The organism is Phytobacter ursingii (assembly GCF_001022135.1).
GTDB classification, from domain to species: domain Bacteria; phylum Pseudomonadota; class Gammaproteobacteria; order Enterobacterales; family Enterobacteriaceae; genus Phytobacter; species Phytobacter ursingii.
In genome coordinates, this window is sequence record NZ_CP011602.1 from 1,344,878 (window position 1) to 1,369,219 (window position 24,342).

The window sequence follows — 24,342 nt, forward strand, 5'->3', positions numbered from 1 at the left end:
TTACGAGAGACTGTGACGGGCAAGGTTGATAGATTTCATGGTGTTATCGTCGAGCTTGTACCAGCGCAGGGTGGCGAAAGCGGCCAGCGACAGCAGCCCCGGCACCACGGTGAAGAGGGCGACGATGCAGTACATGGCAACAGATGTCTGCTGTGGGGCGTTGGCGATATACCCGCTTAGCCCTAACGTCCAGCCGACAATAGCGCCGCTGATGGCCATGCCGAGTTTCAGGACTGCAAGGAAAGTTGAGAAAATCACGCCGTCCATGCGTTTACCCAGCAGCCATTCGCCATAGTCGGCGACGTCTGCCATCATGACCCACATTAGCGTGGTCGTGGCCTGGTAGAGGGTGGATACCACGAAGGTCAGCGGCACCAGCACGTATATCGATTTTGGCGCGAAGAAGAGGGCGATACTCAGTACACCAGCAAGGACGGCACAGTAACCGAACATCTGTACTTTGCTAAAATTGCGGGTCAGTCGTTTTGCCAGCGCGCTGCCTGCGGCCTTACCCAGAATATGCGCGCCAAGCATCCACATAAAATAGCTGGCGCTGCCCAAATAATAGGTGACGAAATACATCATCGCGCCAAGGCGAATAACCCCAAAACCGATATTGGTAATCACCAGCACAGAGACAACGCGCCATTGATCGTTGCGTAATAAGTCGCGTAATTCGCCGAGATAATTGTTGTGGGTCGCCGGCGCTTTAATTCTCTCACGTGTATTCGCAAAGCAGATCCAGAACATGATAACGGCAGCGCTGGCCATTATCGCCATCGCCCAGCGATAGCCTGATAATTTATCCTCACCGCCGAGATATTGCGCCAGCGGCATCATAAAGAATGTCGACATGGCGCCGCCAAGAGTGGCTAAAAAGAAACGATATGACTGCAGCGAAATACGATCTTCATTATTGGGGGTAATGACCGCGCCCATTGAGCAATAGGGAATATTGATCGCCGTGTACATCAACATCATAAAGGTATAGGTGATTGTCGCGAACACCATTTTACCGGTAAGGGTTAACGATTCAGGCACGGCGTAGGTTAGCAGGCAACTGACGCCAAAGGGTAACGCCAGCCACAGCATCCATGGGCGGAATTTCCCCCAGCGTGAATTTGTGCGGTCGGCAAGATAACCCATCGCCGGGTCAATAATGGCATCAGCGGTACGGGCCAGTAAAAACATGGTGCCAACAAACGCGGCGGGTAATCCAACAACATCGGTGTAATAAAATGTCAGAAATATAATGACATTATCCAGCCCAACATGGCTGGCCATATCACCGAGTCCATAACTGATTTTTTCTTTACGGGTGATCGTTAAATTCATTGTATTCACCTGGGTTTGTAAGGTTATTTCAGGGGTGCGCTACGGAATAAGGGTGTTGCAATATCGTATTTATAACAATTGCGAGATTTGTCATCGGAATTACGGAAACTACTTTTCGTGATACCGGTAACAATTTATTGAACAGACACTGAAAAGCATTATTTTGCCTTGTGTTTTTAACGTGCTGATAAGCAAACGGCAGGAATCGTTTCAGCGCCGGGAAATTCATCTGAATAACCCAAAACTGTCATCGAATTGTCACCCGGTAACATTATGAATAAGGGAACCGGGCTAAAAGAGGCAGGTTACCCATGAACGATTTTATACTGACAGATGGCGTTATCATCACCTCGTCATTTATTGCCATCATGGTGGTGCTGGTGGTTTCTGTTCTTGCGCTGGAAAAAGCGGGCTGGCCCTGAGCATACAGGCAGGGAGCCCGCATGACAGTTAAGTCTCGCGACGAAACTCAACCAGCTCAGGGCGTGCAATGCGTAAATAATCTTGCGTGTTGAGAATGATCGACTTTTCGAGCAGGCCTGCATTGAAGGCAATATCTTCGTAGCGGTCAAAAAGGAGCGGGTCTGCCACCAGGTTCAACGATGGATGAAAACTGAACGGCGGAATAGCGCCGAAGACACAGGCTGTCAAATCATCCACCTCGACCGGGCTCGCCAGCGATGCCTTATTCCCGCCAAAATGTTCCGCAAGCCTCGATAAATCAGCCTGCTGATCGGCCGCAAGGATCGCCAGCACATGCATCTTCACGCCGTTGCCTTTGATTTTACACACCAGTGCTTTAGCCCCCTGCCCAAGCGCAGTACCACGAATCTCGCTAACAGCCTCACATTTGCCGGAGGCTTCGTGTTCGACCAGACGATAACGCGCCTGGTGCTGCTCCAGCAGTTCAAGTAGATGGTGATGGATATTTCGACTGGCAATTTCGGACATCGTCCCTCCTTAACGGTAATAAGCACCTGCCAAGAATAGTCCAGCTACGCAGGGATGAAAATAAAAAAGCCGCCCGGAGGGCGGCCCAAAGTACAAGCACGACTACAACGCTTTATGTGTACTGTTTAAAAAACGACGCTCGCAAGGAACGAAGTAAGAATCGAGTTTGTCTGGTGAGTAATATGCCATATTCGCCGTGAGACAAGAGGGCGAATAGCTGCATTTTTGTACCGTAATTTGCCCGTTTGCGGCGAGGAGAAAAAAGCCAGCGTGGGGCGCTGGCTTTCAATATCGCTAATTACCAGAGGAGGCATTCTGCTTGTGGAAAAGCTCGCGGAATACCGGGTAGATATCTTCCTGATCGCGGATATGCTGGATGGCGAAGTTATCAAACATGGTCTGCAGATGTTCATATTCGCGCCACAATGTCTGGTGCGCGCGGCGTGTTATCTCGATGTAGCTGTAGTAACGCACCACTGGCAGAATTTTCTTCGCCAGAATTTCATGGCATAACGGGGAGTCATCGGCCCAGTTATCGCCATCCGATGCCTGAGCAGCATAAATATTCCATTGTGCCGGGTCATAACGCTCTTTCACCACTTCATCCATCAGTTTCAGTGCGCTGGAAACAATCGTACCGCCCGTCTCTTGCGAGTAGAAAAACTCATGCTCATCGACCTCTTTCGCCTGGGTGTGGTGGCGGATATAGACGACCTCTACGTTTTTATAGGTTCTGCTCAGGAACAGATAGAGCAGGATATAAAAGCGTTTTGCCATATCTTTTGTCGACTGGTCCATGGAACCGGAGACGTCCATCAGACAAAACATCACCGCCTGGCTTGAAGGCTCCGGGCGTTTTTCATAATTTTTATAGCGCAAATCGAAGGTATCGATAAAAGGTACACGTTCGATTTTTGCGCGTAGTTCGGCAATTTCCTTGCGCAGACGCTCTTCTTCAAGCAACTGGGCCGGTTCGCTTTTCTCGACAATGTCCAGGCTGCTTTCCAGTTCACGTAGCTGACGACGCTTGCCTGCTGTCATCGCAGTACGGCGCGCCAGTGAGTTTTGTAGTGAACGCACGACGCTGATATTGGCGGGAACACCGTTCGCCGTGTAGCCGGCACGGTGGGTCTTAAATTCATTAAGCTGACGCTGCTGGTTCTTTTTCAGATTTGGCAACGCCAAATCCTCGAACAGAAGATCGAGGTACTCATCTTTCGAAATCTGGAAAACAAATTCATCCTGGCCTTCGCCGTCAGCGCTGGCTTCGCCCTGACCGCTGCCACCACCGCCACCGCCGCCCTGAGGGCGCTCAATGCGGTCGTTTTGCACAAAATGATCGTTGCCCGGATGCACGCGATGGCGCAAACCGCCGCGTCCCTGATGAAACATCGGTTCGCTGATGTCTTCGTTCGGGATGGAGACGGATTCGCCATTCTCCACGTCGGTGACCGAGCGCTTATTGATGGCTTCGGAGATCGACTGTTTTATTTGCGCTTTATAACGGCGTAAAAATCGCTGGCGGTTAACCGTGCTCTTGTTTTTACCGTTAAGACGCCGGTCTATGAACCAGGTCATAAGTCCCTCCCGTACTGCATTTGCCAACTCTATCCTTCGTTCTTCGCGCCGCAGGTGTTGACGGCTTTCGTCTACCCGATGCATGACCCATGCCGGTCTATCGGGAACTGCTCGCTTGCCAGCTTCCTGTGCAACAAAAAACAAGGATACGCACAGATTATTCAGGCCCGGTCAGCGCTACGCTGCCGGGCCATATTGGCTTTATGATGATTTACGTACACGCAGATACCATTCGCACAGCAGGCGAACCTGTTTGCGGGTATATCCTTTCTCCATCATACGATCGACAAAGTCATCGTGTTTTTTCTGCTCGTCGGTTGAGGTTTTGGCGTTAAACGAAATAACAGGCAGTAATTCTTCGGTATTCGAGAACATTTTTTTCTCGATGACCGTGCGCAGTTTTTCGTAGCTGGTCCAGTTCGGGTTACGGCCGCTATTGTTAGCACGGGCACGCAGCACGAAGTTGACTATCTCGTTACGGAAATCTTTCGGGTTACTGATCCCGGCCGGTTTTTCAATTTTTTCCAGCTCAGCATTCAGCGATTCACGGTCAAACAGCTGACCGGTATCCGGATCGCGGTATTCCTGATCCTGAATCCAGAAATCGGCGTAGGTAACATAACGGTCGAAAATATTCTGACCGTATTCCGAGTAGGATTCGAGGTAGGCCGTCTGGATCTCTTTGCCGATAAATTCGGCGTATTTCGGGATCAGGTAGCCTTTCAGGAACTCAAGGTAGCGCTCCGCCTGTTCTTGCGGGAACTGTTCACGCTCAATCTGCTGCTCCAGGACGTAAAACAGATGAACCGGGTTCGCCGCCACTTCCGCATGGTCGAAGTTAAACACGCGGGAGAGGATCTTAAACGCGAAACGCGTGGACAGGCCGTTCATCCCTTCGTCCAGCCCGGCGTAATCACGATACTCCTGGTAGGACTTGGCTTTCGGGTCTGTATCTTTCAGGCTCTCACCATCATAGACACGCATTTTCGAGTAGATGCTGGAATTTTCCGGCTCTTTCAGGCGCGACAAAATCGAGAAGCGGGCCAGTGTTTCCAGCGTACCTGGGGCGCATGGCGCGCTGGTCAGCTCACTGTGGTTAAGCAGTTTTTCGTAAATTTTGATCTCTTCGGAGATCCGCAGGCAATAAGGCACTTTGACGATATAGACACGGTCAAGGAACGCCTCATTGTTTTTGTTATTACGGAACGTGACCCACTCTGATTCGTTGGAGTGCGCAAGGATGATGCCATTAAAGGGCAGGGCAGAAATCCCCTCAGTACCGTTGTAGTTACCTTCCTGGGTAGCGGTCAGCAGGGGGTGCAGTACTTTAATGGGCGCTTTGAACATCTCAACGAATTCCATAATGCCCTGGTTAGCACGGCACAGTGCGCCGGAATAACCATAAGCATCAGGATCGTTTTGCGCGTGGTTTTCCAGTTTACGGATATCCACTTTACCTACCAGTGCAGAGATGTCCTGGTTGTTCTCATCGCCCGGTTCTGTTTTGGCGATGGCAATCTGTTCAAGTACGGATGGCCAGACTTTGACCACGCGGAATTTGGTGATGTCGCCGCCGAAATCATGCAGGCGTTTAGCCGCCCACGGCGACATGATGGTGCCGAGGTAACGACGCGGAACGTTGTATTCCTTTTCCAGTATTTGCGCGTCTTCCTGGGGATTAAACAGGCACAGCGGATGGTCATTTACCGGGCTACGTTCGCCATTGGCGCTCAATACGTAGATCGGCACCCGCTGCATTAAGGATTTCAGGCGTTCGGCGAGCGAGGATTTACCGCCACCGACCGGGCCGAGCAAATACAGGATCTGTTTCTTCTCTTCCAGACCCTGGGCGGCGTGTTTGAGATAAGAAACAATTTGCTCGATTGCTTCTTCCATGCCATAGAACTCTTCAAATGCCGGGTATCGTCCAATAACTCGGTTCGAAAAGAGACGGGAAAGCCGTGGCTCCTGGGCAGTATCCACCATCACTGGCTCACCAATGGCCATCAGTAGCCTTTCTGCCGCGTTAGCGTAGGCACTGCGGTCTTGCCGACAGATGGTAAGAAATTCCTGCAGTGTGAACTCTTCGTCCTTGGCAGCTTCATAGCGCTGGCGGTAGTGATCGAATATATTCATGGCATGCCGTCCTTTCGTTTTTTAGCACAGGTAAAGAGCCGTTCATATGAATAGTAGAGGCTCCCGGAAGCGTTAACTGAACGACGCTAAGAGTCATACAGCAACCCTCATGCCAGGTTGCATGTCATTAACAAAATGCGGGTTCGTTAAATCGTCTTCTTATATTTAAGCGTAGATGGCATTTGCAAAACTTGCATGCCGCCTAAAACTAATTTCAATGACATATCAATAACTCATCCATAAAAGCTTTCTTTTGTGATAAGCCTTCCACTCTCAAATCACAGCGGCTTCATAAAACAGTAAGCCCCCTGTCATATACAGACCACAGGCTATAGGGTTTAGTTTTGTAATGATTAAGTAAAAAAATTTGGGATGACTGTCCTGGACGGTTAAACTTCACTCCGCCGATTATTGACTACAGGAATTAATGGACTGTGATGAAACTCAAACTCCTGGCACTGGGCGTGCTGATCGCTTCTTCTACATTTGCTGCCAGCGCCGAAAGCAATTTCTCCCTGGGCGCGGGTGTGGGCGTGGTAGAGACGCCGTATAAACAGTACGACAATAAAGCCTATCCGATTCCGGTTATTACCTATGAAAGCGATGACTTCTGGTTTCGTGGTTTAGGCGGTGGCTACTACCTGTGGAAGGATCAGGCCGACCAACTCTCTGTCTTCGCTGCCTACTCCCCCTGGAGCTTTAAACCGGGTGACAGTGACAATAATCAACTGCGTCAATTGAATAAACGTAAGTCAACCGCAGTGGCGGGGCTTTCTTATATCCATAACACCGAATATGGCTTTCTGCGTACGTCACTGGCAGGCGATGTGCTTGATAACAGTAATGGTGTGACATGGGATTTGGCCTGGTTGTATCGCTATACCAATGGTGGTCTGACGCTGACGCCGGGCATCGGCGTTGAATGGAACAGCGATAATCAAAACGAGTACTATTATGGTGTATCGCGCGCGGAATCGCGTCGCAGCGGCCTTAATAGTTACGATCCGGACAATGGCTGGAGCCCTTATCTGGAACTTACCGCCAGCTATCGTTTGACAGATAACTGGAGTGTTTACGGCACCGGGCGCTTCACCCATCTGTCTGATGAAATCAAAGACAGTCCGATGGTGGATAAATCCTGGGCCGGATTGTTATCCACAGGGGTAACGTATCGTTTTTGATTGTGCTTTTTAATAGTGCAATCTGTGCATCAAAACAGGGCTGTTAGCCCTGTTTTGCTTTACGGTGGTGCATTTAGCGCAGGAGGATGATATGGCTCAGAGAAATGTAGTCTTCGCGGGCGAAGTGGCGCTGCCTGCTATTGGTCAGGGTACCTGGTATATGGGGGAAAATGACCGTCAGCGCAGTAAAGAGGTGGATGCACTACGGGCGGGCATTGAGGCGGGGCTCAGGCTCATCGATACGGCGGAAATGTACGCAGACGGTGGGGCAGAAGAGGTGGTTGGTGAGGCACTCCAGGGGGGCTTACGCGACAACATCTATCTGGTTTCGAAAGTCTATCCATGGAATGCCGGCGGTAAAAAGGCAATTGCGGCCTGTGAGGCCAGCCTGCGCCGTCTGAAAACCGACTATCTGGATCTCTATCTGCTGCACTGGCGTGGCAATTTCTCGCTGGCCGAAACGGTCGATGTGATGGAGACCCTGATTGAACAGGGCAAAATCCGCCGCTGGGGCGTATCGAATCTCGACTATGCCGATATGCAAGAACTCTGGCGGGTGCAGGGTGGTAAAGCCTGTGTGACCGATCAGGTGCTTTACCATCTGGGTTCGCGCGGGATCGAATATGATCTGCTGCCCTGGTGTCAGGAACAACAGATGCCGGTAATGGCTTATTGCCCTCTGGCACAGGCTGGTCGCCTGCGGAACGGATTGATGAATAACAGCGTGGTGACCGATATTGCCCGCGCCCACAACGCGACGGCGGCACAAATTCTGCTGGCATGGGTTATTAGTCACAAAGGGGTGATGGCGATTCCAAAGGCGGGCACTGTGGCGCATGCGCAGGAAAATGCCGCTGCGTTGGATATTACCCTGACGCAAGAGGATCTGGGACGCCTGAATGACGCATTCCCGGCGCCGGGCCGTAAAACACCGCTTGATGTTGTCTAAGAAAAGTGTCCCTCTCCTTTGTCGGAAGAGGGACCGCCGCATTAGCGTTTGATGACGCGAATCGTCTGTGCCAGACGAGACGGTTTTTCTTCGGTGGTTTTTTGCGGCGCGGTCGCGCAGGCAGACTCAACGCAGACAAAGGTTTTATAACCATCATCCGGCATATCGGTCATGCTGGCGGAGAGTGCCGGACCTGGGTTCCATGCGACCACATTTTTATGATGATGGTGGATCACTTCAATGGTGCGGTTCAGCGCACTGTCATGAATCACGCTGCAGGCTTCCGGGTTCAGATAGACGCGATCGGTACGATCCGGGAAGGTCTGCACGCCATCGGTCAATGCATCTTCTTGCGCGTTGTTCACTTTATCAATAAAACGATCGCCCAGGCCGCTGACTTTCACAGCATGGATATCGCCAACGTTGAAATAGGTATGCAGTGCTGAGGTGGTTTCGAAATCACCGTGCGCTTCCAGTTCGATTTCGCACGTTTTACCCAATTTATAGCGGGCAAACAGCGTGAACTCATGCGGCCAGTATTGGCGGGATGCTTCGCTGCTGTGCAGCTCAAATGTCAGCACAACGCCATTGTCGTCTTCATTATGCGCTTTCAGTGTCCATGCCAGATTACGGGCGAAGCCGTGAGCAGGCAGGCCCTGTTGCGCTGCCGGACCAAACCAGGGCCAGCAGATCGGTACGCCGCCGCGCAGCGCTACGCCGTTTTTGAACGGCGTGTTGCCGCTCAACCACAGTGCTTCGTCTTCACCCTGCGGTTTCCAGGAGAGCAGATGCGCCCCCTGCAAAGCAAAAGAGGCTTTAACTTGTGGGTGATCGATAACGATAACCTCCAGTTCATCCATCAGGCGGCGAGAGAGGGTGGAGGTAATTTGTTCAACAACCGGGAGAGCAAAAATTTTGTTTATCATGGTGCAATCCTTCGTTTAGCAAGACACAAAATCATGAAAGCTGCATCAGGACGGCAAGTCTGGGGGAGAGCCGGGAACACAGATGTTTCTGTGGCCAGTATCCGCGAGCAGCGCCAGTGAGGAAGCAGCTTTCAGGATGACGCGAAACATAAAAAAAGGCGACCGAAGTCGCCTTTATAGATCAATTTCTCATCCCAACTTATTTGGAGATGTGAGCGATCAGGTCCAGAACTTTGTTAGAGTAGCCGGTTTCGTTGTCGTACCAGGATACCAGTTTCACGAAGTTGTCGTTCAGTGCGATACCTGCTTTAGCATCGAACACGGAAGTGCAAACTTCGCCGTTGAAATCGGTAGAGACAACGTCGTCTTCGGTGTAACCAAGAACGCCTTTCATTGCGCCTTCAGAAGCCGCTTTGATTGCTTTCTTGATTTCTTCGTAGGACGCTGCTTTTTCCAGACGAACGGTCAGGTCAACAACAGATACGTTCGGAGTCGGAACGCGGAACGCCATACCAGTCAGTTTGCCATTCAGTTCTGGCAGTACTTTACCTACAGCTTTAGCTGCACCGGTAGAGGACGGGATGATGTTCTGTGCTGCGCCACGGCCGCCGCGCCAGTCTTTGTGAGACGGGCCATCAACGGTTTTCTGAGTAGCGGTAGTCGCGTGAACAGTGGTCATCAGACCTTCGATGATGCCGAAGTTGTCGTTGATAACTTTTGCCAGCGGTGCCAGGCAGTTAGTGGTGCAGGATGCGTTAGAAACGATGTCCTGGCCAGCATAAGTTTCGAAGTTAGCGCCACGAACGAACATCGGGGTGTTGTCTTTGGAAGGACCAGTCAGAACAACTTTTTTCGCGCCAGCAGTGATGTGTTTACGTGCAGTTTCGTCGGTCAGGAAGATACCGGTAGCTTCTGCTACTACGTCAACGCCGATTTCGTTCCATTTCAGGTTAGCCGGATCTTTTTCAGCAGTAACACGGATGGTTTTGCCGTTAACAACCAGATGGCCGTCTTTGACTTCTACGGTACCGTTGAAACGGCCGTGAGTAGAGTCATATTTCAGCATGTAAGCCATGTATTCTGCGTCTAACAGATCGTTGATACCAACGATTTCGATGTCAGAACGTTCCTGAGCAGCACGGAAAACAATGCGACCGATACGGCCAAAACCGTTGATACCTACTTTGATAGTCATATATTCCACCAGCTATTTGTTAGTGAATAAAAGGTTGGCTGTAAAATTACAAAAACCTTACGCAGCGTCAAGCGGAATCGTGTCAATCATTGCGACAAATCAATCCTCCGCATAACCTTTGTTCGACTGACTCGTCTCACTCTTCCTATGAGCATGCTCCCCTTATGGGGACGCCGCCCCGAATTTTAAAGGTCATGCAGGATAAAAATGTGAGAGTGATCACAATTACCCGCCCGGGAATTCGCAGCAAGTAAGTTTAGATCAAAAGTTATCACTTCATTGTTAATGTTTTGTTAGAATCGAAGGGAAGTTGTACGAATTCTTACCGCGAGATGTGAGCCTATGACGACGAAATCCTCTCAGGATGACCTGAAACAAAATCTGACAGAGATGCAGTTCTATGTGACGCAAGATCACGGTACCGAACCGCCTTTTACAGGTCGTCTTTTACACAACAAGCGTGAAGGCGTGTACCACTGTCTGGTATGCGACGCGCCGCTGTTTCATTCGCAGACCAAATATGATTCAGGTTGCGGCTGGCCGAGTTTTTTCGAGCCGGTAAGTGAAGAGTCTATCCGTTACCTTAACGATTACTCGCACGGCATGCAGCGCGTTGAAATTCGTTGCGGTAATTGTGACGCGCATCTGGGACATGTTTTCCCGGATGGACCACAACCGACCGGTGAACGTTATTGCGTAAATTCCGCCTCTTTGAGTTTTACCGATGATGAAAACGGCGATCGGACTCAGGGGTGAGGAATCGATTCAGCTATTATTCCACTGGAGTTAATTTAGCATGGATTTCGAACAAGTCATTAACAGTATGACGCCGGATATCTACCAGCGTCTGGTTACCGCTGTTGAATTGGGCAAGTGGCCGGACGGTGTTGCGCTGACGGCGGAACAAAAAGAGAACAGCCTGCAACTGGTCATGCTTTGGCAGGCCCGCCATAACACCGACGCGCAACATATGACCATCGACACCCACGGACAGATGGTGATGAAGAGCAAGCAACAACTGAAAGAAGACTTTGGTATTGCGCCGAAGCCGATTGCGACGCTGAAAATGCAATAACACCCTTGATAAGCGGCGAGGCCATAGCGCTTCGCCCGCATTTTTGTCCTTCCTGTTTTACCCTCCTTTTCACTCCTTACTTACTCTTGATGGCCTCGTCGCAAAAATCTGTTTTTTCCACACATTAATCTGTTTTTATTAATCTGTTGATTTTAATGAGTTTTGTTGATTCTTCGTGCCCGCATTTGTGATCTGTGTTGGGTAATACAGAATAAAATCTGTGTTTAGCAGATTTAAAGTTGACTTCAAAAATGCATGGCGCGAATAATATCCTCACTGAAACAGATGAAATCACTGAGGAGCAAGCGATGAAAGCATTAGCGCGTTTCGGCAAGGCATTTGGCGGTTACAAGATGATTGACGTACCTGAGCCTGTGTGCGGCCCGGATGATGTCGTCATTGAAATCAAAGCCGCAGCGATCTGCGGTGCGGATATGAAACATTACAAAGTCGACAGCGGTTCCGATGTTTTTAACTCAATCCGCGGCCATGAATTTGCCGGACGCATCTGTAAAACCGGGGCAAACGTGAAGGACTGGAAAGTCGGCCAGCGCGTAGTGTCCGATAACAGCGGCCACGTCTGCGGCGTGTGTCCTGCCTGTGAACAAGGTGATTTTCTGTGTTGTACAGAAAAAGTGAACCTTGGTCTTGATAACAACACCTGGGGTGGCGGTTTTTCGAAATATTGCCTGGTGCCCGGTGAGATCCTGAAAATCCACCGTCGCGCACTGTGGGAGATCCCGGAAGGCGTCGACTACGAAGAAGCGGCAGTTCTCGATCCTATCTGTAATGCTTATAAATCTATCGCCCAACAATCCAAATTCTTGCCCGGCCAGGACGTTGTGGTCATCGGTACCGGACCGCTGGGTCTGTTCTCTGTCCAGATGGCGCGCATTATGGGGGCGGTCAACATTGTGGTCGTCGGGCTGGATGAAGATGTTGATGTTCGTTTCCCGGTAGCCAGAGAGCTCGGCGCAACGGCGGTGGTCAACGGTTCGAAAGAAGACGTTGTTGCCCGTTGCCAGGAGATTTGCGGCAAAGATAACCTCGGGCTGGTGATTGAGTGCTCAGGGGCCAATATCGCGCTGAAACAGTCCATCGAAATGCTGCGACCGAATGGGGAAGTGGTGCGCGTAGGTATGGGCTTCAAACCGCTCGATTTCTCTATTAACGACATCACTGCATGGAACAAGAGCATCATTGGGCACATGGCCTATGACTCCACCTCCTGGCGCAACGCCATTCGCCTGCTGGCCTCCGGCGATATTCAGGTGAAACCGATGATCACCCACCGTATTGGGCTGTCAGAGTGGGAAAAAGGCTTTGACGCGATGGTCGATAAAACGGCAATCAAAGTCATCATGACCTACGACTTCGATTGATAAACCGTTCCTTGTTATTAGCATCACCAATGCGATCTTGTCCTTTATTTTGAATGTTGAAGGAAATAATAAAACAAGACGTCGCGGACGGAATACACGAATACAAAAATTAATGCTTTATTTCGTGAGGAATATCTTATGGGAAACACAATTGAAAAACCCAATTGTGGGGCAAGACTCGACCGTCTTCCGGATAGCCACTGGCATTATACTATGTTTGGGATGGTGGCTTTCGGATTATTAGTTTGCTGGAGTAACGCCGTTGGTGGGTTAATTCTGGCGCAGTTAAAAGAGCTCGGATGGACAGATAATTCAACGACCGCAACCTTTTCTGCTATTACCACGGCGGGGATGTTCGCCGGGGCATTAATTGGCGGCATCATTGGCGATAAAATTGGCCGTAAGAAAGCCATTATCCTTTATGAAGTTATTCATATTGTGTCAATGATTGCCGGTGCGCTCTCTCCGGATATGACGTTCCTGATTGCCTGCCGTCTGGTGATGGGATTTGGTCTGGGCGCGCTGCTGGTGACGCTGTTTGCCGGTTACACCGAATACATGCCGGGGCGTAGTCGTGGAACCTGGTCTAGTCGCGTCTCCTTTATTGGCAACTGGTCATATCCATTGTGTTCATTAATTGCGATGGGGCTGACGACAATGGTCAGCGCGGAGTGGAACTGGCGTGTACAGCTTATTATTCCGAGCGTGCTCTCGTTGATTGCCACCTGGCTTGCCTGGCGTTATTTTCCGGAATCCCCGCGTTGGCTGGAATCGCGTGGACGCTATGCGGAAGCAGAAGCCATCATGTCGGAGATCGAACGTAAAGTCAGTCTGCAAACCGGCAAGACACTGAGCGTGGTGACACCCATTGAGAGTAAAAGCCTGCCCGCCGTAGTGCCTTATTCATCGCTGCTGAAAGGAGCGTTGCTTAAACGGGTGATTCTGGGATCGTTTGTCTTAATCGCCATGAATGTGGTGCAGTACACGCTAATTAACTGGCTGCCAACCATATTTATGTCGCAGGGGATTAACCTTAAAGATTCCATCGTGCTGAATACCATGAGCATGTTTGGCGCACCGTTTGGCATTTTTATCGCCATGATGGTGATGGACAAAATTCCACGCAAAACAATGGGTGTCGGATTACTGCTATTTATTGCTGCACTGGGTTATTTCTATTCTCTGCAGACCAATATGCTGATGATTACCGTTTGTGGCTTCTTCCTGATCACTTTTGTTTATATGTATGTCTGCTATGCCTCGGCAGTCTACGTACCTGAAATATGGCCTACCGAAGCAAAATTGCGTGGCTCGGGCCTGGCGAACGCCGTGGGTCGCATTAGCGGAATTGCCGCACCTTATGCTGTGGCAGTTCTGCTCAGTAATTATGGCGTCACCGGTGTCTTTATTCTGCTCAGCGTCGTGGCCATTATCGTCGCGGCGGCGATTGCAACCATCGGTATCGAAACAAAAGGGGCGTCTGTCGAAAGTATTGGGATGGATGCCGTTACCACCAAATAATGCGTCTTCGAAAGGAAAGTGTATGCAAAACTCTAAAGCAATTTTAAAAACACCCGGCACGATGACAATTCTCCCGGCGAATATGCCGGTGCCAAAAGATGATGAAGTCTTAATTAAAGTGGAATATGTCGGTATTTGTGGTTCGGATGTTCACGGTTTCGAATCTGGCCCTTTTATTCCGCCGAAAGATCCGAACCAGGAAATTGGTCTCGGCCATGAGTGTGCCGGTACCGTGGTGGCCATTGGCCGTAATGTTAAAAAATTCAAACCGGGCGATAAAGTCAATATTGAACCCGGTGTGCCCTGCGGAAAATGTCGCTACTGCCTGGAAGGCAAATATAACATCTGTCCTGATGTCGACTTTATGGCAACCCAGCCAAATTACCGTGGCGCTCTGACATATTACCTCTGTCACCCTGAAAGCTTTACCTACAAGCTGCCGGAAAATATGGACACCATGGAGGGCGCACTGGTCGAGCCTGCGGCGGTGGGGATTCATGCCGCGATGCTGGCTGACGTAAAGCCCGGCAAAAAGATTGTCATTCTCGGCGCAGGCTGTATCGGCTTGATGACTCTGCAGGCTTGCCGCTATCTGGGCGCCACGCAAATTGTGGTGGTTGATGTGCTGGAAAAACGACTGGCGATGGCGGAAAAACTGGGCGCTAGCGCGGTGATTAACGGCGCGAAAGAGGACACGGTGGCCTGCTGTGCCGAACGTATTGGTGAGATGGGGGCGGATATCGTTTTTGAAACGGCTGGTTCAGCCATCACTGTAAAACAGGCACCTTATCTGGTGATGCGCGGTGGCAAAATAATGATTGTCGGTACTGTACCGGGCGACTCTGCGATTAATTTCCTGAAAATTAATCGTGAGGTCAGCATTCAAACGGTATTCCGTTATGCCAATCGCTATCCATTAACTATTGAGGCTATCTCCTCCGGTAAATTCGATGTGAAATCGATGGTCACCCATATTTACGATTATGACGATGTGCAACGCGCATTCGACGAATCGGTAAATAACAAACGCGAAATCATTAAAGGCGTTATTAAAATTTTAGCTTAATTCATTAATGAGGTGTTATTCATGCTGGCAGATATCAGATTCTGGGAAAATCACGCACAAGAAAACCATTATGCGATTGCGCATTTTAATGTCTGGAATGCGGAGATGTTGATGGGCGTTATTGATGCGGCGGAAGAGACAAAGTCTCCGGTCATTATTTCTTTTGGTACAGGTTTTGTAGGCAATACATCGTTTGAAGACTTCTCTCATATGATGGTCTCCATGGCGAAACAAGCCACGGTTCCGGTTATTACTCACTGGGACCATGGCCGCAGCATGGAGATTATTCACAATGCCTGGCAGCACGGGATGAACTCTTTAATGCGTGATGCATCGGCATTCGACTTTGAAGAAAATATCCGTCTGACCAAAGAGGCCGTGGATTTCTTCCATCCGCTGGGTATTCCGGTCGAGGCGGAACTGGGCCATGTTGGCAACGAAACGGTCTACGAAGAGGCGCTGGCGGATTATCACTATACCGACCCGGACCAGGCTGCGGAGTTTGTTGCGCGCACCGGGTGTGACTCGCTGGCGGTGGCGATCGGCAATCAGCACGGCGTTTATACCTCCGCGCCGCAGCTTAACTTTGAAGTTGTCCGCCGCGTTCGTGAAGCTGTCTCGGTTCCGCTGGTTTTACATGGCGCGTCCGGGATCAGCGATGCGGACATCAAAAAAGCCATCTCGCTGGGCATCGCCAAAATCAACATCCATACCGAGCTGTGCCAGGCGGCAATGGTGGCGATAAAAGAGAACCAGCATCAGCCGTTCCTGCATCTGGAGCGCGAAGTGCGTAAAGCCGTTAAAGAACGTGCGCTGGAGAAAATCCGTCTGTTTGGTTCGGACGGTAAGGCGGAATAGCAACATGGGCAAAATAGATGTCATTTGCGTGGGGGCCGCGATTGTCGACATCCCATTGCAACCGGTGAGTAAGAACATTTTCGATGTTGATTCTTATCCGCTGGAGCGCATTGCGATGACCACAGGCGGCGATGCCATCAACGAGGCGATGATCATTTCTCGCCTCGGGCATAAAACCGCCCTTAACAGCCGCATCGGCAATGATGCGGCAGGGCATTTCATCCTCGAACGCTGCCGTCAGGAGAACATCGATATTTACAGTCTGCGCATGGACGAGGGTGTCGATACCTCGATCAACGTGGGGCTGGTGACCAGCGACGGTGAACGGACCTTTGTGACGAATCGCAACGGCAGTCTGTGGAAGCTGGCGCTGGAGCATGTGGATTTCAGCCGCTTTGCCGAGGCGAAATTGCTGTCGCTGGCGAGCATCTTTAACAGCCCGTTGCTGGATGGCAACGCGCTGAAAGAGATTTTCATCCGCGCCAAAGCACAGCAATTGCTTATCTGTGCCGACATGATCAAACCACGCCTGGGCGAGACGCTGGACGATATCCGCGAGGCCTTAAGTTACGTGGATTTCCTCTTTCCCAACTATGAAGAGGCGAAGCTGCTCACCGGTGAGACGTCGCTGGACGGTATTGCCGACAGCTTTCTCGCTTGTGGCGTCAAAACGGTGGTGATCAAGACGGGCAAGAAGGGCTGTTTTATTAAGAACAGCGAGACGCGCCTTGAAGTGCCTGCGGTGAAAGGGATCACCGCCATCGACACCATCGGAGCCGGGGATAATTTTGCCTCCGGGTTTATCTGCGGCCTGCTGGAGGATAAATCGCTGCGTGACTGCGCGTTGTTTGCCAATGCCACGGCTGCGATCTCGGTGCTCAGCGTCGGTGCGACCACGGGCGTGAAAAACAGACAGCTTGTCGAACAACTGCTTGATGAGTATGAAGGATAAATAAAGCATGAAAATGATACCGTTGGGAAAAACCCAGCTTGCCGTTTCGCAACTCGGTCTGGGTACCTGGGCCATCGGCGGTGGTCCCGCCTGGAATGGCGACCTGGATACCCAGGTTTGTATCGATACAATCGTGGAAGCGCACCGCTGCGGCATCAACCTGATTGATACCGCACCGGGGTACAACTTCGGTAACAGTGAGCGCATTGTCGGCCAGGCATTGACTGACTTACCGCGCGACGAGGTGATTGTCGAAACCAAGTGCGGCATTGTGTGGGAGCGTGAAGGCAGCCTGTTTAATAAAGTGGGCGACCGCCAGCTGTATAAAAACCTCACGCCGGAATCTATCCGCGAAGAGGTGGACGCCAGCCTGCAACGCCTGCGGATTGACTGCATCGATATCTACATGACCCACTGGCAGTCGGTGCCGCCGTTCTTTACCCCAATTGCAGAAACCGTCGCAGTGCTTAACGCGTTGAAGAAAGAGGGCAAGATCAAGTCCATCGGCGCGGCAAATGTGGACATCGGACATATCGAAGAGTACCTGCGTCATGGCGAACTGGATATAGTACAGGCGAAATACAGCCTCCTTGATCGGCAAATCGAGCGTGACATACTGCCGCTTTGCCAGAAGCACGGCATTGTCCTGCAAGTCTATTCACCGCTGGAGCAGGGACTGCTGACCGGCACTGTGACGCGCGACTATGTTCCGGTGGGTGCGCAGGCAAATAAAGTGTGGTTCCAGCATGATAATATGCTACAGGTTATTGATATGCTGGAGAAATGGCAGCCGCTGTGTAAAAAGTACGATTGCACGGTACCCACACTCGCACTAGCGTGGATATTGAAACAAAGCAGTCTGATTTCTATTTTGAGCGGCGCGACCTCACCGCAGCAGGTGCGGGAAAATGTGCGGGCAACGGCCATTAATCTCAGTGATGCCGATGCATTATTAATGAAAGAGATGGCTGACGCGCTTATTAATAAGTAACAGAAATGACGGTGTGTCTTTGTTTCTCGGAAATACATGAATAAATCTGTGATTCAAACATATTCTTTTGAAAGTAAACATGGCGTGTGACATACTGCCTGGATAGCATGTTATTAAACGAAGCAGAGGCATACCGTGGCTGCAAAGGACCGATTGCAAACCATTAAACAGATGGTAACCAACGAAAAGAAAGTGCAGGTGACTCAACTGAGCCAGCTCTTTCAGGTTACCGAAGAGACTATCCGTCGCGATTTAGAAAAGCTGGAAGCCGAAGGGATCATTACCCGCACCTATGGTGGTGCGGTGCTCAACAGTGCCAGCATCACGGATAACGTTCATTTTTATAAACGCGCGAAATCTTTTTTTGAAGAGAAGCAGGTTATTGCGCTAAATGCGCTGCCGTTTATTAATAACAAGACCACGATGTCTGCAGATTCCAGTACTACCGCAATGGAGCTGTTGAAATTATTAAAAGACCGCAAAGACCTGACGCTGTTGACTAACTCAACCGAAGCCTTTCGCGAACTGGCACAGTCGGACATTAATATCGTATCAACCGGGGGCGAGTTTAATAAGAATACGCTTTCTTTTCAGGGGCGCATTACTAAAGAAATTATTGGTAAATACCATGTCGATATTATGGTGATGAGCTGTAAAGGTCTGGACATCGACAGCGGTGCGCTTGATTCCAACGAAGCAGAAGCAGAAATAAAAAAAATGATGATCAGCCAGGCGACAGAAGTTGCTTTGCTGGTGGATCATTCAAAATTTGACCGTAAGGCCTTTGTTCAGCTCGTCGATTTTAGCCACATTAATTATATTATTACGGATAAAAAACCAGGCGATCAGTGGATTTCATTTTGTCAGAAAAACAATATTCAACTGATTTATTAAGTTTGGGGGTGGGCTGAATATCGCGCGAATGTGCGTGGCAGCCTGTTGGTCATTATCCCTCAAATATGGTTAATGATTCCTGGTGTAAAAAAATCGTTAAACGGACTGAGCGAATGCATATTCGTTATTGTGGTTGTGACTTTCACCAGGCATATTTTGAGGCATAGATAATGGAACAATATGACCATATTGGCATCCGCATGGATCGTTTGCCACTCTCATCTTTTCATTACCGGATATTTGGCATTATCGGACTGAGTTTATTAATTACCGGTTTTCTCAGCTATTCGGGAAATGTCGTGCTGGCAAAACTGGTCAGTAATGGCTGGTCAAATAATTACCTCAATGCGGCGTTCACCTCCGCCCTGATGCTCGGCTATTTCATTGGCTCGCTGATGGGGGGATTTGTTGGCGATTATCTGGGGCGGCGCAAGGCGTTTCGCATCAATTTGCTGATCGTCGGATTTACCGCCACCGCTGCCACCTTTTCCCCGGACATGTACTGGCTTATTTTCCTGCGCTGTCTGATGGGGACCGGAATGGGGGCGCTGATTATGGTGGGATACGCCTCTTTCACCGAATTTATTCCCGCAGCTATCCGTGGCAAATGGTCCGCGCGCCTGTCGTTTGTCGGCAACTGGTCCCCGATGCTCTCGGCCGCTATCGGCGTGGTGGTGATCGGTTATTTGAGCTGGCGGGTCATGTTTTTGCTGGGCGGGGTATCGATGCTGGTCGCCTGGTGGCTGTCGGGGCGTTATTTTATTGAATCACCGCGTTGGCTGGCGGGGAAGGGCAAAGGCGATGTTGCACAGCAGGTGGTATGCGAGATTGAGCAGCAGGTTAGCCGGGAGAAAAACATAGCCCTGGCGGAGATAAAACCCGTCGCGCATCGATCTGCCGGGACGGAAAAAGGCAGTTTCTGGCAGCTCTTTCGCGGCGATATGCTGCGCAGAACGCTGGTGGCGATCACGGTACTGGTGGCAATGAATTTTTCGCTCTATACCATTACCGTGTGGATCCCCACAATATTCGTTAACTCGGGGATTGATGTCACCAAATCGATCTTTATGACCGCCATTATTATGATTGGTGCCCCCCTGGGGATTTTCATTGCCGCGATGATTATCGATAAATTCCCGCGCCGCTGGTTTGGTTCCATTCTGCTGCTGATTGTGGCGGTGCTGGGCTATTACTATTCGCTGCAAAAAGAGGAGTGGGCCATTTTATCCCTCGGTCTGGTGCTCATTTTCTTCCTCTACATGTATGTCTGCTTCGCCTCGGCGGTATACGTCCCTGAATTATGGCCGACCCATTTGCGCCTGCGAGGCTCCGGCTTTGTGAATGCGGTGGGGCGTATCGTCGCCGTCTTCACCCCGTACGGCGTGGCGGCATTATTGACCCACTACGGCACATACGCGGTCTTTTCGGCGCTGGGGGTGATGCTGGTGTGCTGCTCGCTGATCCTGTTTCTGTTTGGGATTGAAACGCGGATGATATCGCTGGAAAAGATTTCGGAGCTGTCGTGAAAATGTCGTCCGGTTTGTGGGCCGGACGACACTATCAGGCTTGCGTTTCCTGCCAGTCAGCCAGCGTATAAAGTGTTGCACCTTCGGCTGACATCTCCATAAAGGCATGCGCGCTATCCTGCGCATTGATGTTCACCCCACGGCAGCCGTCGGTAATGACGTTAACACGATAACCCAGTTTCAGCGCATCCAGCACGGTAAATTTCACGCAATAATCGGTGGCGAGCCCCATGATGGTTAGCTCAGCAATGCCATGCTGACGCAACCAGTCGTCGAGCCCGGTTTTCTGCCGATGTCCGTTATCAAAAAAAGCGCTGTAGCTATCGATAGCCGGATTCTGCCCCTTGTGAAACACCGCATCCATTGCTGAGGCTTTCAACAGGGGATGTAACGCCGCGCCTTCGCTGTGCTGTACGCAATGATCCGGCCAGAAGGTTTGCGCCAGGCCATCAAGCACACCTTGTGAAAAGGGCGCAACCTGATGCTGACTGGCGAAACTGCCATGATTAGCCGGGTGCCAGTCCTGCGTCGCCAGTACAGGTTCGCCGCGTGCCTGGCACCAGTCAATCAGCGTGTTCGCCACATCGACCGTGCTGTCACCTTCTGCCACGGCCAGTGCGCCGCCTGCACAGAAATCATTTTGCAGGTCGACCAGGAGCAACGCGCGTTGTTTCATCGGGGTTTCCTTATTCGTCTGCGGTGAGTTCACCGCGCAGATTCTGTGTCATGGCGCTTCGAATCGCGGCCGCGTCCAGATCCTGGCTCAACAGATAATGCAGTTTAGTCAGGGTGGCCTCTACCGTCATATCCGCACCGCCAATTACGCCTGCGTGCGCCAGTGCGTTGCCGGTAGCGTAACCGCCCATATTAACCTTACCCGACATACACTGCGTCAGGTTAACCACCACAATGCCACGCGCACTGGCTTCCTGTAACTCTTTGAGGAACTCGCCGTTTTGCGGCGCGTTGCCCACACCATAAGAGCGCAGGATCAGCGCTTTAACGGGTTGACGCAGGAAGTTTCTTACCACGTCTGCCGAGATGCCAGGATAAATCGTCACCACGCCAATCGGCTGCGGGGTGATCGGATGGACAATCAGTTCGCCGCTACCGTGCGGCGCAGGTGGCGTATTGAGGCGACGAATATGAATTCCCGCTTCCAGCAGCGGCGACAGATTCGGCGAGGCAAAGGCGTCGAAACCGTCAGCATGCGCTTTCGTCGTGCGGTTACCGCGATAGAGGCGGTTGTTAAAAAACAACGTCACTTCGTTAATCGGGAAGTTGGCCGCCACGTACAGCGAGTTGAGCAAATTAATCTGCCCGTCGGAACGCAGTTCCGCCAGCGGAATTTGCGAGCCGGTGACGATAACCGGCTTACTCAGGTTTTCCAGCATAAACGACAGCGCCGAGGCAGTGTATGCCATGGTGTCGGTGCCGTGCAGGATGACAAAGCCATCATAATCGTTGTAATGGGCTTTGATATCGTCAGCGATATGCTGCCAGTCCTCCGGCGTCATATCGGAGGAGTCCATCAACGGATCATATTCGTGGATGGTGAAGTCAGGCATTTCGGGGCGATGGAATTCAGGCATTAACGCCAGTTGGCGTTGCAGATGACCGGAGACGGGAACATAGCCGTGTTCGGAGCGTTGCATACCGATGGTACCGCCAGTGTAGGCAACATAAATCGATTTCTTTTGCATGATAGAAAATGTGTTGTCGCAGAGTGGGGGGAGTATATACGCAGTGAATGAATGATGCAGCGAAAGCGCGAAGAAAAGGCGGAGTCAGCGTGATGCCGATCTCCGCCTGCATACAAAATGTTCAGTTTATTAGCGAATGTTGGCGCAGGTCAGGCAAAACGCGTAACGGTTTTGCGGATCATTAAACGCCGCCAGTTTGTCTGTTTCAGCTTTGACCTGAACCGCCGCATTGGCCAGTGGCGCAGGCAGATACGCCTGCAATGCCTGTGGCAACATAGCGCGTACGGAACCTGACATGCTGTCCATCACGCGATCAAAGAATGAGGGCTCATCCTGATACCAGTCCACATGCCACTGTTTGAGTTTCGCCAGCTCTGCCGCTTTGCTCAGCGCATCGTCGAAATCACCCAACCCGTCGACCAGCCCGTTGGCTTTCGCATCCTGCCCGGTCCAGACGTGACCCTGGGCGATTTTATCAATCTGTTCCGGCGTACTGTTACGCGACTGAGCAACCAGAGTGATAAAGCGTTTGTAGCCGTTCTCAATGCTTATCTGCATCATCTGCTGAACTTCCGGCGGCAGCGCTTTGGTCATGCTGACATCCGCCAGCGGTGACGTTGCCACGCCGTCGGTATGTACGCCAATGCTGTCAAGGCTGTTCTCCAGCGTATTGATGACACCGAAAATGCCAATCGACCCGGTCAGTGTGCTGGCATTGGCCACGATGTAGTTCGCAGGCGTTGAGATCCAGTAACCGCCGGATGCCGCCATACCGCCCATGGAGACCACGACCGGTTTGCCTGCCGCGCGCGCTGCGGCCAGTTCAGAGCGAATTACTTCCGAGGCGCTTACGCTGCCGCCAGGGCTATTAACACGCAGGACAATGGCTTTCACTTTCGGATCCAGTCGTGCATCGCGGATCTGCGACGCGGTAGTATCACCCCCCACGTTCCCCGGGGTTTCATTACCGTCCATGATCGCGCCATTTGCAAAGACGACAGCGACGGCGTCGCCCATATCGCTCGGTTTTTTCAACTGATAATCGTAATAGCTGATGGCGCGGAAATTTTTGTCTTTATCATCCCAGCCGAACTGTTTGGTCAGCGCTTTTTCCGCATCGGCGCTTGAACCCAGTTCGTCCACCAGTTTGTTATCCAGCGCGTATTTAGCCGTATCGCCATCAACTTTACGCAGCCCGTCCAGCACGCCTTGGGCGCCTGGGAAGATCTGCTGTGCGGTAACCTGGCGGTTGGCGGCGATGGTATTGAGATAATTTTGCCAGAGTTCGCCTACCCAACGGCTGTCGGCATCGCGCGCGGCCGGAGACATGTCGTCGCGGATAAACGGCTCGACGGCGGATTTATAGGTTCCGACGCGGAACACATGGGTGCTCACTTTCAGTTTGTCGAGCAGGGATTTGTAATACAGCCCGTTAGTGGCGAAGCCATGCAGATCAACCACCCCTTGCGGCGAGAGCCAAATCTTATTGGCAAAGCTCGCAAGGTAATACTGGCCCTGGCTGTAGTTATCGCCCACCGCATAAACCGGCTTACCGCTGTCGCGGAACTCACGCAGCGCCTTACCGATATACTGCATAGAAGGCTGATCCGCTCCGGCGAAGTTTTTCAAATCCAGCACAATCCCGGTGATATTCCGGTCTGATTGCGCCTGACGAATGGTGTCGACGATATCGAACAGCGAGTTTTCCTGCAGACGGTCGGAGCTTGCGCCAAAGAACTGGCGGCCCAGTGCGCCGAGTCGGTTGCTGGCAGACGGTTTATCCACTACCACGCCGGTAATATCCATCAATAACGCACCCCGGCTGGCATGTTCTGCTTTGCTGTCGCTAAACTGCATCCACAGACCGACGCCGACCAGCACCAATAAAATAAAGAACAAATTGAGCACCAGATTGCGGATAAAGTTCAGCAATCGCCATGTCCACTTAAAAAAAACGGCAATAAAGCGCCAAAGGGTTCGCATGTATTCTCCCTGGTTAGTAACGTTTGCCGCTGCCCTGAGCGACAAGTGTGGTTATCCTAATTAGCCTGGCTCCTGTTGTCAGCAGGAATCGCTGCTGGTGCTGTAACAAAATCTACGCACGTGTTAATTTTAGGAACAAA

General features: G+C 51.2%; 22 protein-coding genes. 13 read left to right on the plus strand and 9 right to left on the minus strand.

Going from position 1 to position 24,342, the window contains the following annotated elements:
- A complete protein-coding gene (locus tag AB182_RS09880; protein ID WP_052958822.1) occupies window positions 1-1,335 on the minus strand; it encodes a glycoside-pentoside-hexuronide (GPH):cation symporter in 1,335 nt (444 codons plus the stop codon).
- A 311-nt stretch (window positions 1,336-1,646) separates the two neighbouring features.
- Between AB182_RS09880 and yoaI the strand changes: the two genes are divergently transcribed.
- The gene (yoaI, locus tag AB182_RS33280; protein WP_277922270.1) at window positions 1,647-1,757 is read left to right on the plus strand and encodes a small membrane protein YoaI; all 111 of its coding nucleotides are present in this window, start codon (window positions 1,647-1,649) and stop codon (window positions 1,755-1,757) included.
- A 28-nt stretch (window positions 1,758-1,785) separates the two neighbouring features.
- Here yoaI and AB182_RS09885 read toward each other — a convergent pair whose 3' ends face one another.
- The 3 genes from AB182_RS09885 to yeaG form a co-directional block, all read right to left on the minus strand.
- Window positions 1,786-2,286, minus strand: a complete 501-nt coding sequence (locus AB182_RS09885; RefSeq protein ID WP_047369916.1) for a YbaK/prolyl-tRNA synthetase associated domain-containing protein — start codon at window positions 2,284-2,286, stop codon at window positions 1,786-1,788.
- 294 nt (window positions 2,287-2,580) lie between these two features.
- A complete protein-coding gene (locus tag AB182_RS09890; RefSeq protein ID WP_047369917.1) occupies window positions 2,581-3,864 on the minus strand; it encodes a YeaH/YhbH family protein in 1,284 nt (427 codons plus the stop codon).
- A 201-nt stretch (window positions 3,865-4,065) separates the two neighbouring features.
- Entirely contained in the window at window positions 4,066-6,000 is a 1,935-nt protein-coding gene (gene yeaG / locus AB182_RS09895) for a protein kinase YeaG (protein ID WP_047369918.1), read from the minus strand.
- Window positions 6,001-6,434: 434 nt separating this feature from the next.
- Between yeaG and AB182_RS09900 the strand changes: the two genes are divergently transcribed.
- Together AB182_RS09900 and AB182_RS09905 are read left to right on the plus strand one after the other, a co-directional pair.
- A complete protein-coding gene (locus tag AB182_RS09900; RefSeq protein WP_047369919.1) occupies window positions 6,435-7,181 on the plus strand; it encodes a MipA/OmpV family protein in 747 nt (248 codons plus the stop codon).
- A 91-nt stretch (window positions 7,182-7,272) separates the two neighbouring features.
- Entirely contained in the window at window positions 7,273-8,130 is an 858-nt protein-coding gene (locus tag AB182_RS09905; protein ID WP_047369920.1) for an aldo/keto reductase, read from the plus strand.
- Window positions 8,131-8,171: 41 nt separating this feature from the next.
- Here AB182_RS09905 and AB182_RS09910 read toward each other — a convergent pair whose 3' ends face one another.
- A complete protein-coding gene (locus AB182_RS09910; protein WP_047369921.1) occupies window positions 8,172-9,056 on the minus strand; it encodes a D-hexose-6-phosphate mutarotase in 885 nt (294 codons plus the stop codon).
- 199 nt (window positions 9,057-9,255) lie between these two features.
- A complete protein-coding gene (gapA, locus tag AB182_RS09915; RefSeq protein ID WP_047369922.1) occupies window positions 9,256-10,251 on the minus strand; it encodes a glyceraldehyde-3-phosphate dehydrogenase in 996 nt (331 codons plus the stop codon).
- A gap of 342 nt (window positions 10,252-10,593) precedes the next feature.
- On the opposite strand from gapA, the gene msrB reads away from it, so the two are divergent.
- From msrB to AB182_RS09965, 10 genes are all read left to right on the plus strand, one after another.
- Entirely contained in the window at window positions 10,594-11,007 is a 414-nt protein-coding gene (gene msrB, locus AB182_RS09920; protein ID WP_047369923.1) for a peptide-methionine (R)-S-oxide reductase MsrB, read from the plus strand.
- A gap of 40 nt (window positions 11,008-11,047) precedes the next feature.
- Entirely contained in the window at window positions 11,048-11,326 is a 279-nt protein-coding gene (locus AB182_RS09925) for a YeaC family protein (RefSeq protein ID WP_047369924.1), read from the plus strand.
- Between the two features lie 308 nt (window positions 11,327-11,634).
- Window positions 11,635-12,708, plus strand: coding sequence for a zinc-binding dehydrogenase (locus AB182_RS09930; protein WP_047369925.1), 1,074 nt, complete (start codon window positions 11,635-11,637; stop codon window positions 12,706-12,708).
- A gap of 138 nt (window positions 12,709-12,846) precedes the next feature.
- Window positions 12,847-14,229: an MFS transporter gene (locus AB182_RS09935; RefSeq protein WP_047369926.1), complete on the plus strand. Its 1,383-nt coding sequence runs from the start codon at window positions 12,847-12,849 to the stop codon at window positions 14,227-14,229.
- Window positions 14,230-14,251: 22 nt separating this feature from the next.
- A complete protein-coding gene (locus AB182_RS09940; protein ID WP_047369927.1) occupies window positions 14,252-15,295 on the plus strand; it encodes an NAD(P)-dependent alcohol dehydrogenase in 1,044 nt (347 codons plus the stop codon).
- Between the two features lie 21 nt (window positions 15,296-15,316).
- Window positions 15,317-16,153 carry a ketose-bisphosphate aldolase gene (locus AB182_RS09945; RefSeq protein WP_047369928.1) on the plus strand — a complete coding sequence of 279 codons (837 nt, stop codon included), beginning with the start codon at window positions 15,317-15,319 and terminating at the stop codon, window positions 16,151-16,153.
- A 4-nt stretch (window positions 16,154-16,157) separates the two neighbouring features.
- Entirely contained in the window at window positions 16,158-17,105 is a 948-nt protein-coding gene (locus tag AB182_RS09950) for a carbohydrate kinase family protein (RefSeq protein WP_047369929.1), read from the plus strand.
- Between the two features lie 7 nt (window positions 17,106-17,112).
- Window positions 17,113-18,096 carry an NADH-dependent methylglyoxal reductase gene (ydjG, locus tag AB182_RS09955; protein WP_047369930.1) on the plus strand — a complete coding sequence of 328 codons (984 nt, stop codon included), beginning with the start codon at window positions 17,113-17,115 and terminating at the stop codon, window positions 18,094-18,096.
- A gap of 135 nt (window positions 18,097-18,231) precedes the next feature.
- Window positions 18,232-18,990 (plus strand): DeoR/GlpR family DNA-binding transcription regulator, encoded by a 759-nt coding sequence (locus tag AB182_RS09960; RefSeq protein WP_047369931.1) that lies wholly within the window; start codon window positions 18,232-18,234, stop codon window positions 18,988-18,990.
- Between the two features lie 170 nt (window positions 18,991-19,160).
- Window positions 19,161-20,516 carry an MFS transporter gene (locus tag AB182_RS09965; RefSeq protein WP_047369932.1) on the plus strand — a complete coding sequence of 452 codons (1,356 nt, stop codon included), beginning with the start codon at window positions 19,161-19,163 and terminating at the stop codon, window positions 20,514-20,516.
- Window positions 20,517-20,550: 34 nt separating this feature from the next.
- Here the strand turns inward: AB182_RS09965 and pncA are convergent, their stop codons facing one another.
- From pncA to sppA, 3 genes are all read right to left on the minus strand, one after another.
- A complete protein-coding gene (gene pncA, locus AB182_RS09970; RefSeq protein ID WP_047369933.1) occupies window positions 20,551-21,192 on the minus strand; it encodes a bifunctional nicotinamidase/pyrazinamidase in 642 nt (213 codons plus the stop codon).
- A 10-nt stretch (window positions 21,193-21,202) separates the two neighbouring features.
- Window positions 21,203-22,219, minus strand: coding sequence for an asparaginase (gene ansA, locus AB182_RS09975; protein WP_047369934.1), 1,017 nt, complete (start codon window positions 22,217-22,219; stop codon window positions 21,203-21,205).
- A 129-nt stretch (window positions 22,220-22,348) separates the two neighbouring features.
- Entirely contained in the window at window positions 22,349-24,202 is a 1,854-nt protein-coding gene (gene sppA / locus AB182_RS09980; protein WP_047369935.1) for a signal peptide peptidase SppA, read from the minus strand.
- Window positions 24,203-24,342 lie beyond the last annotated feature (140 nt).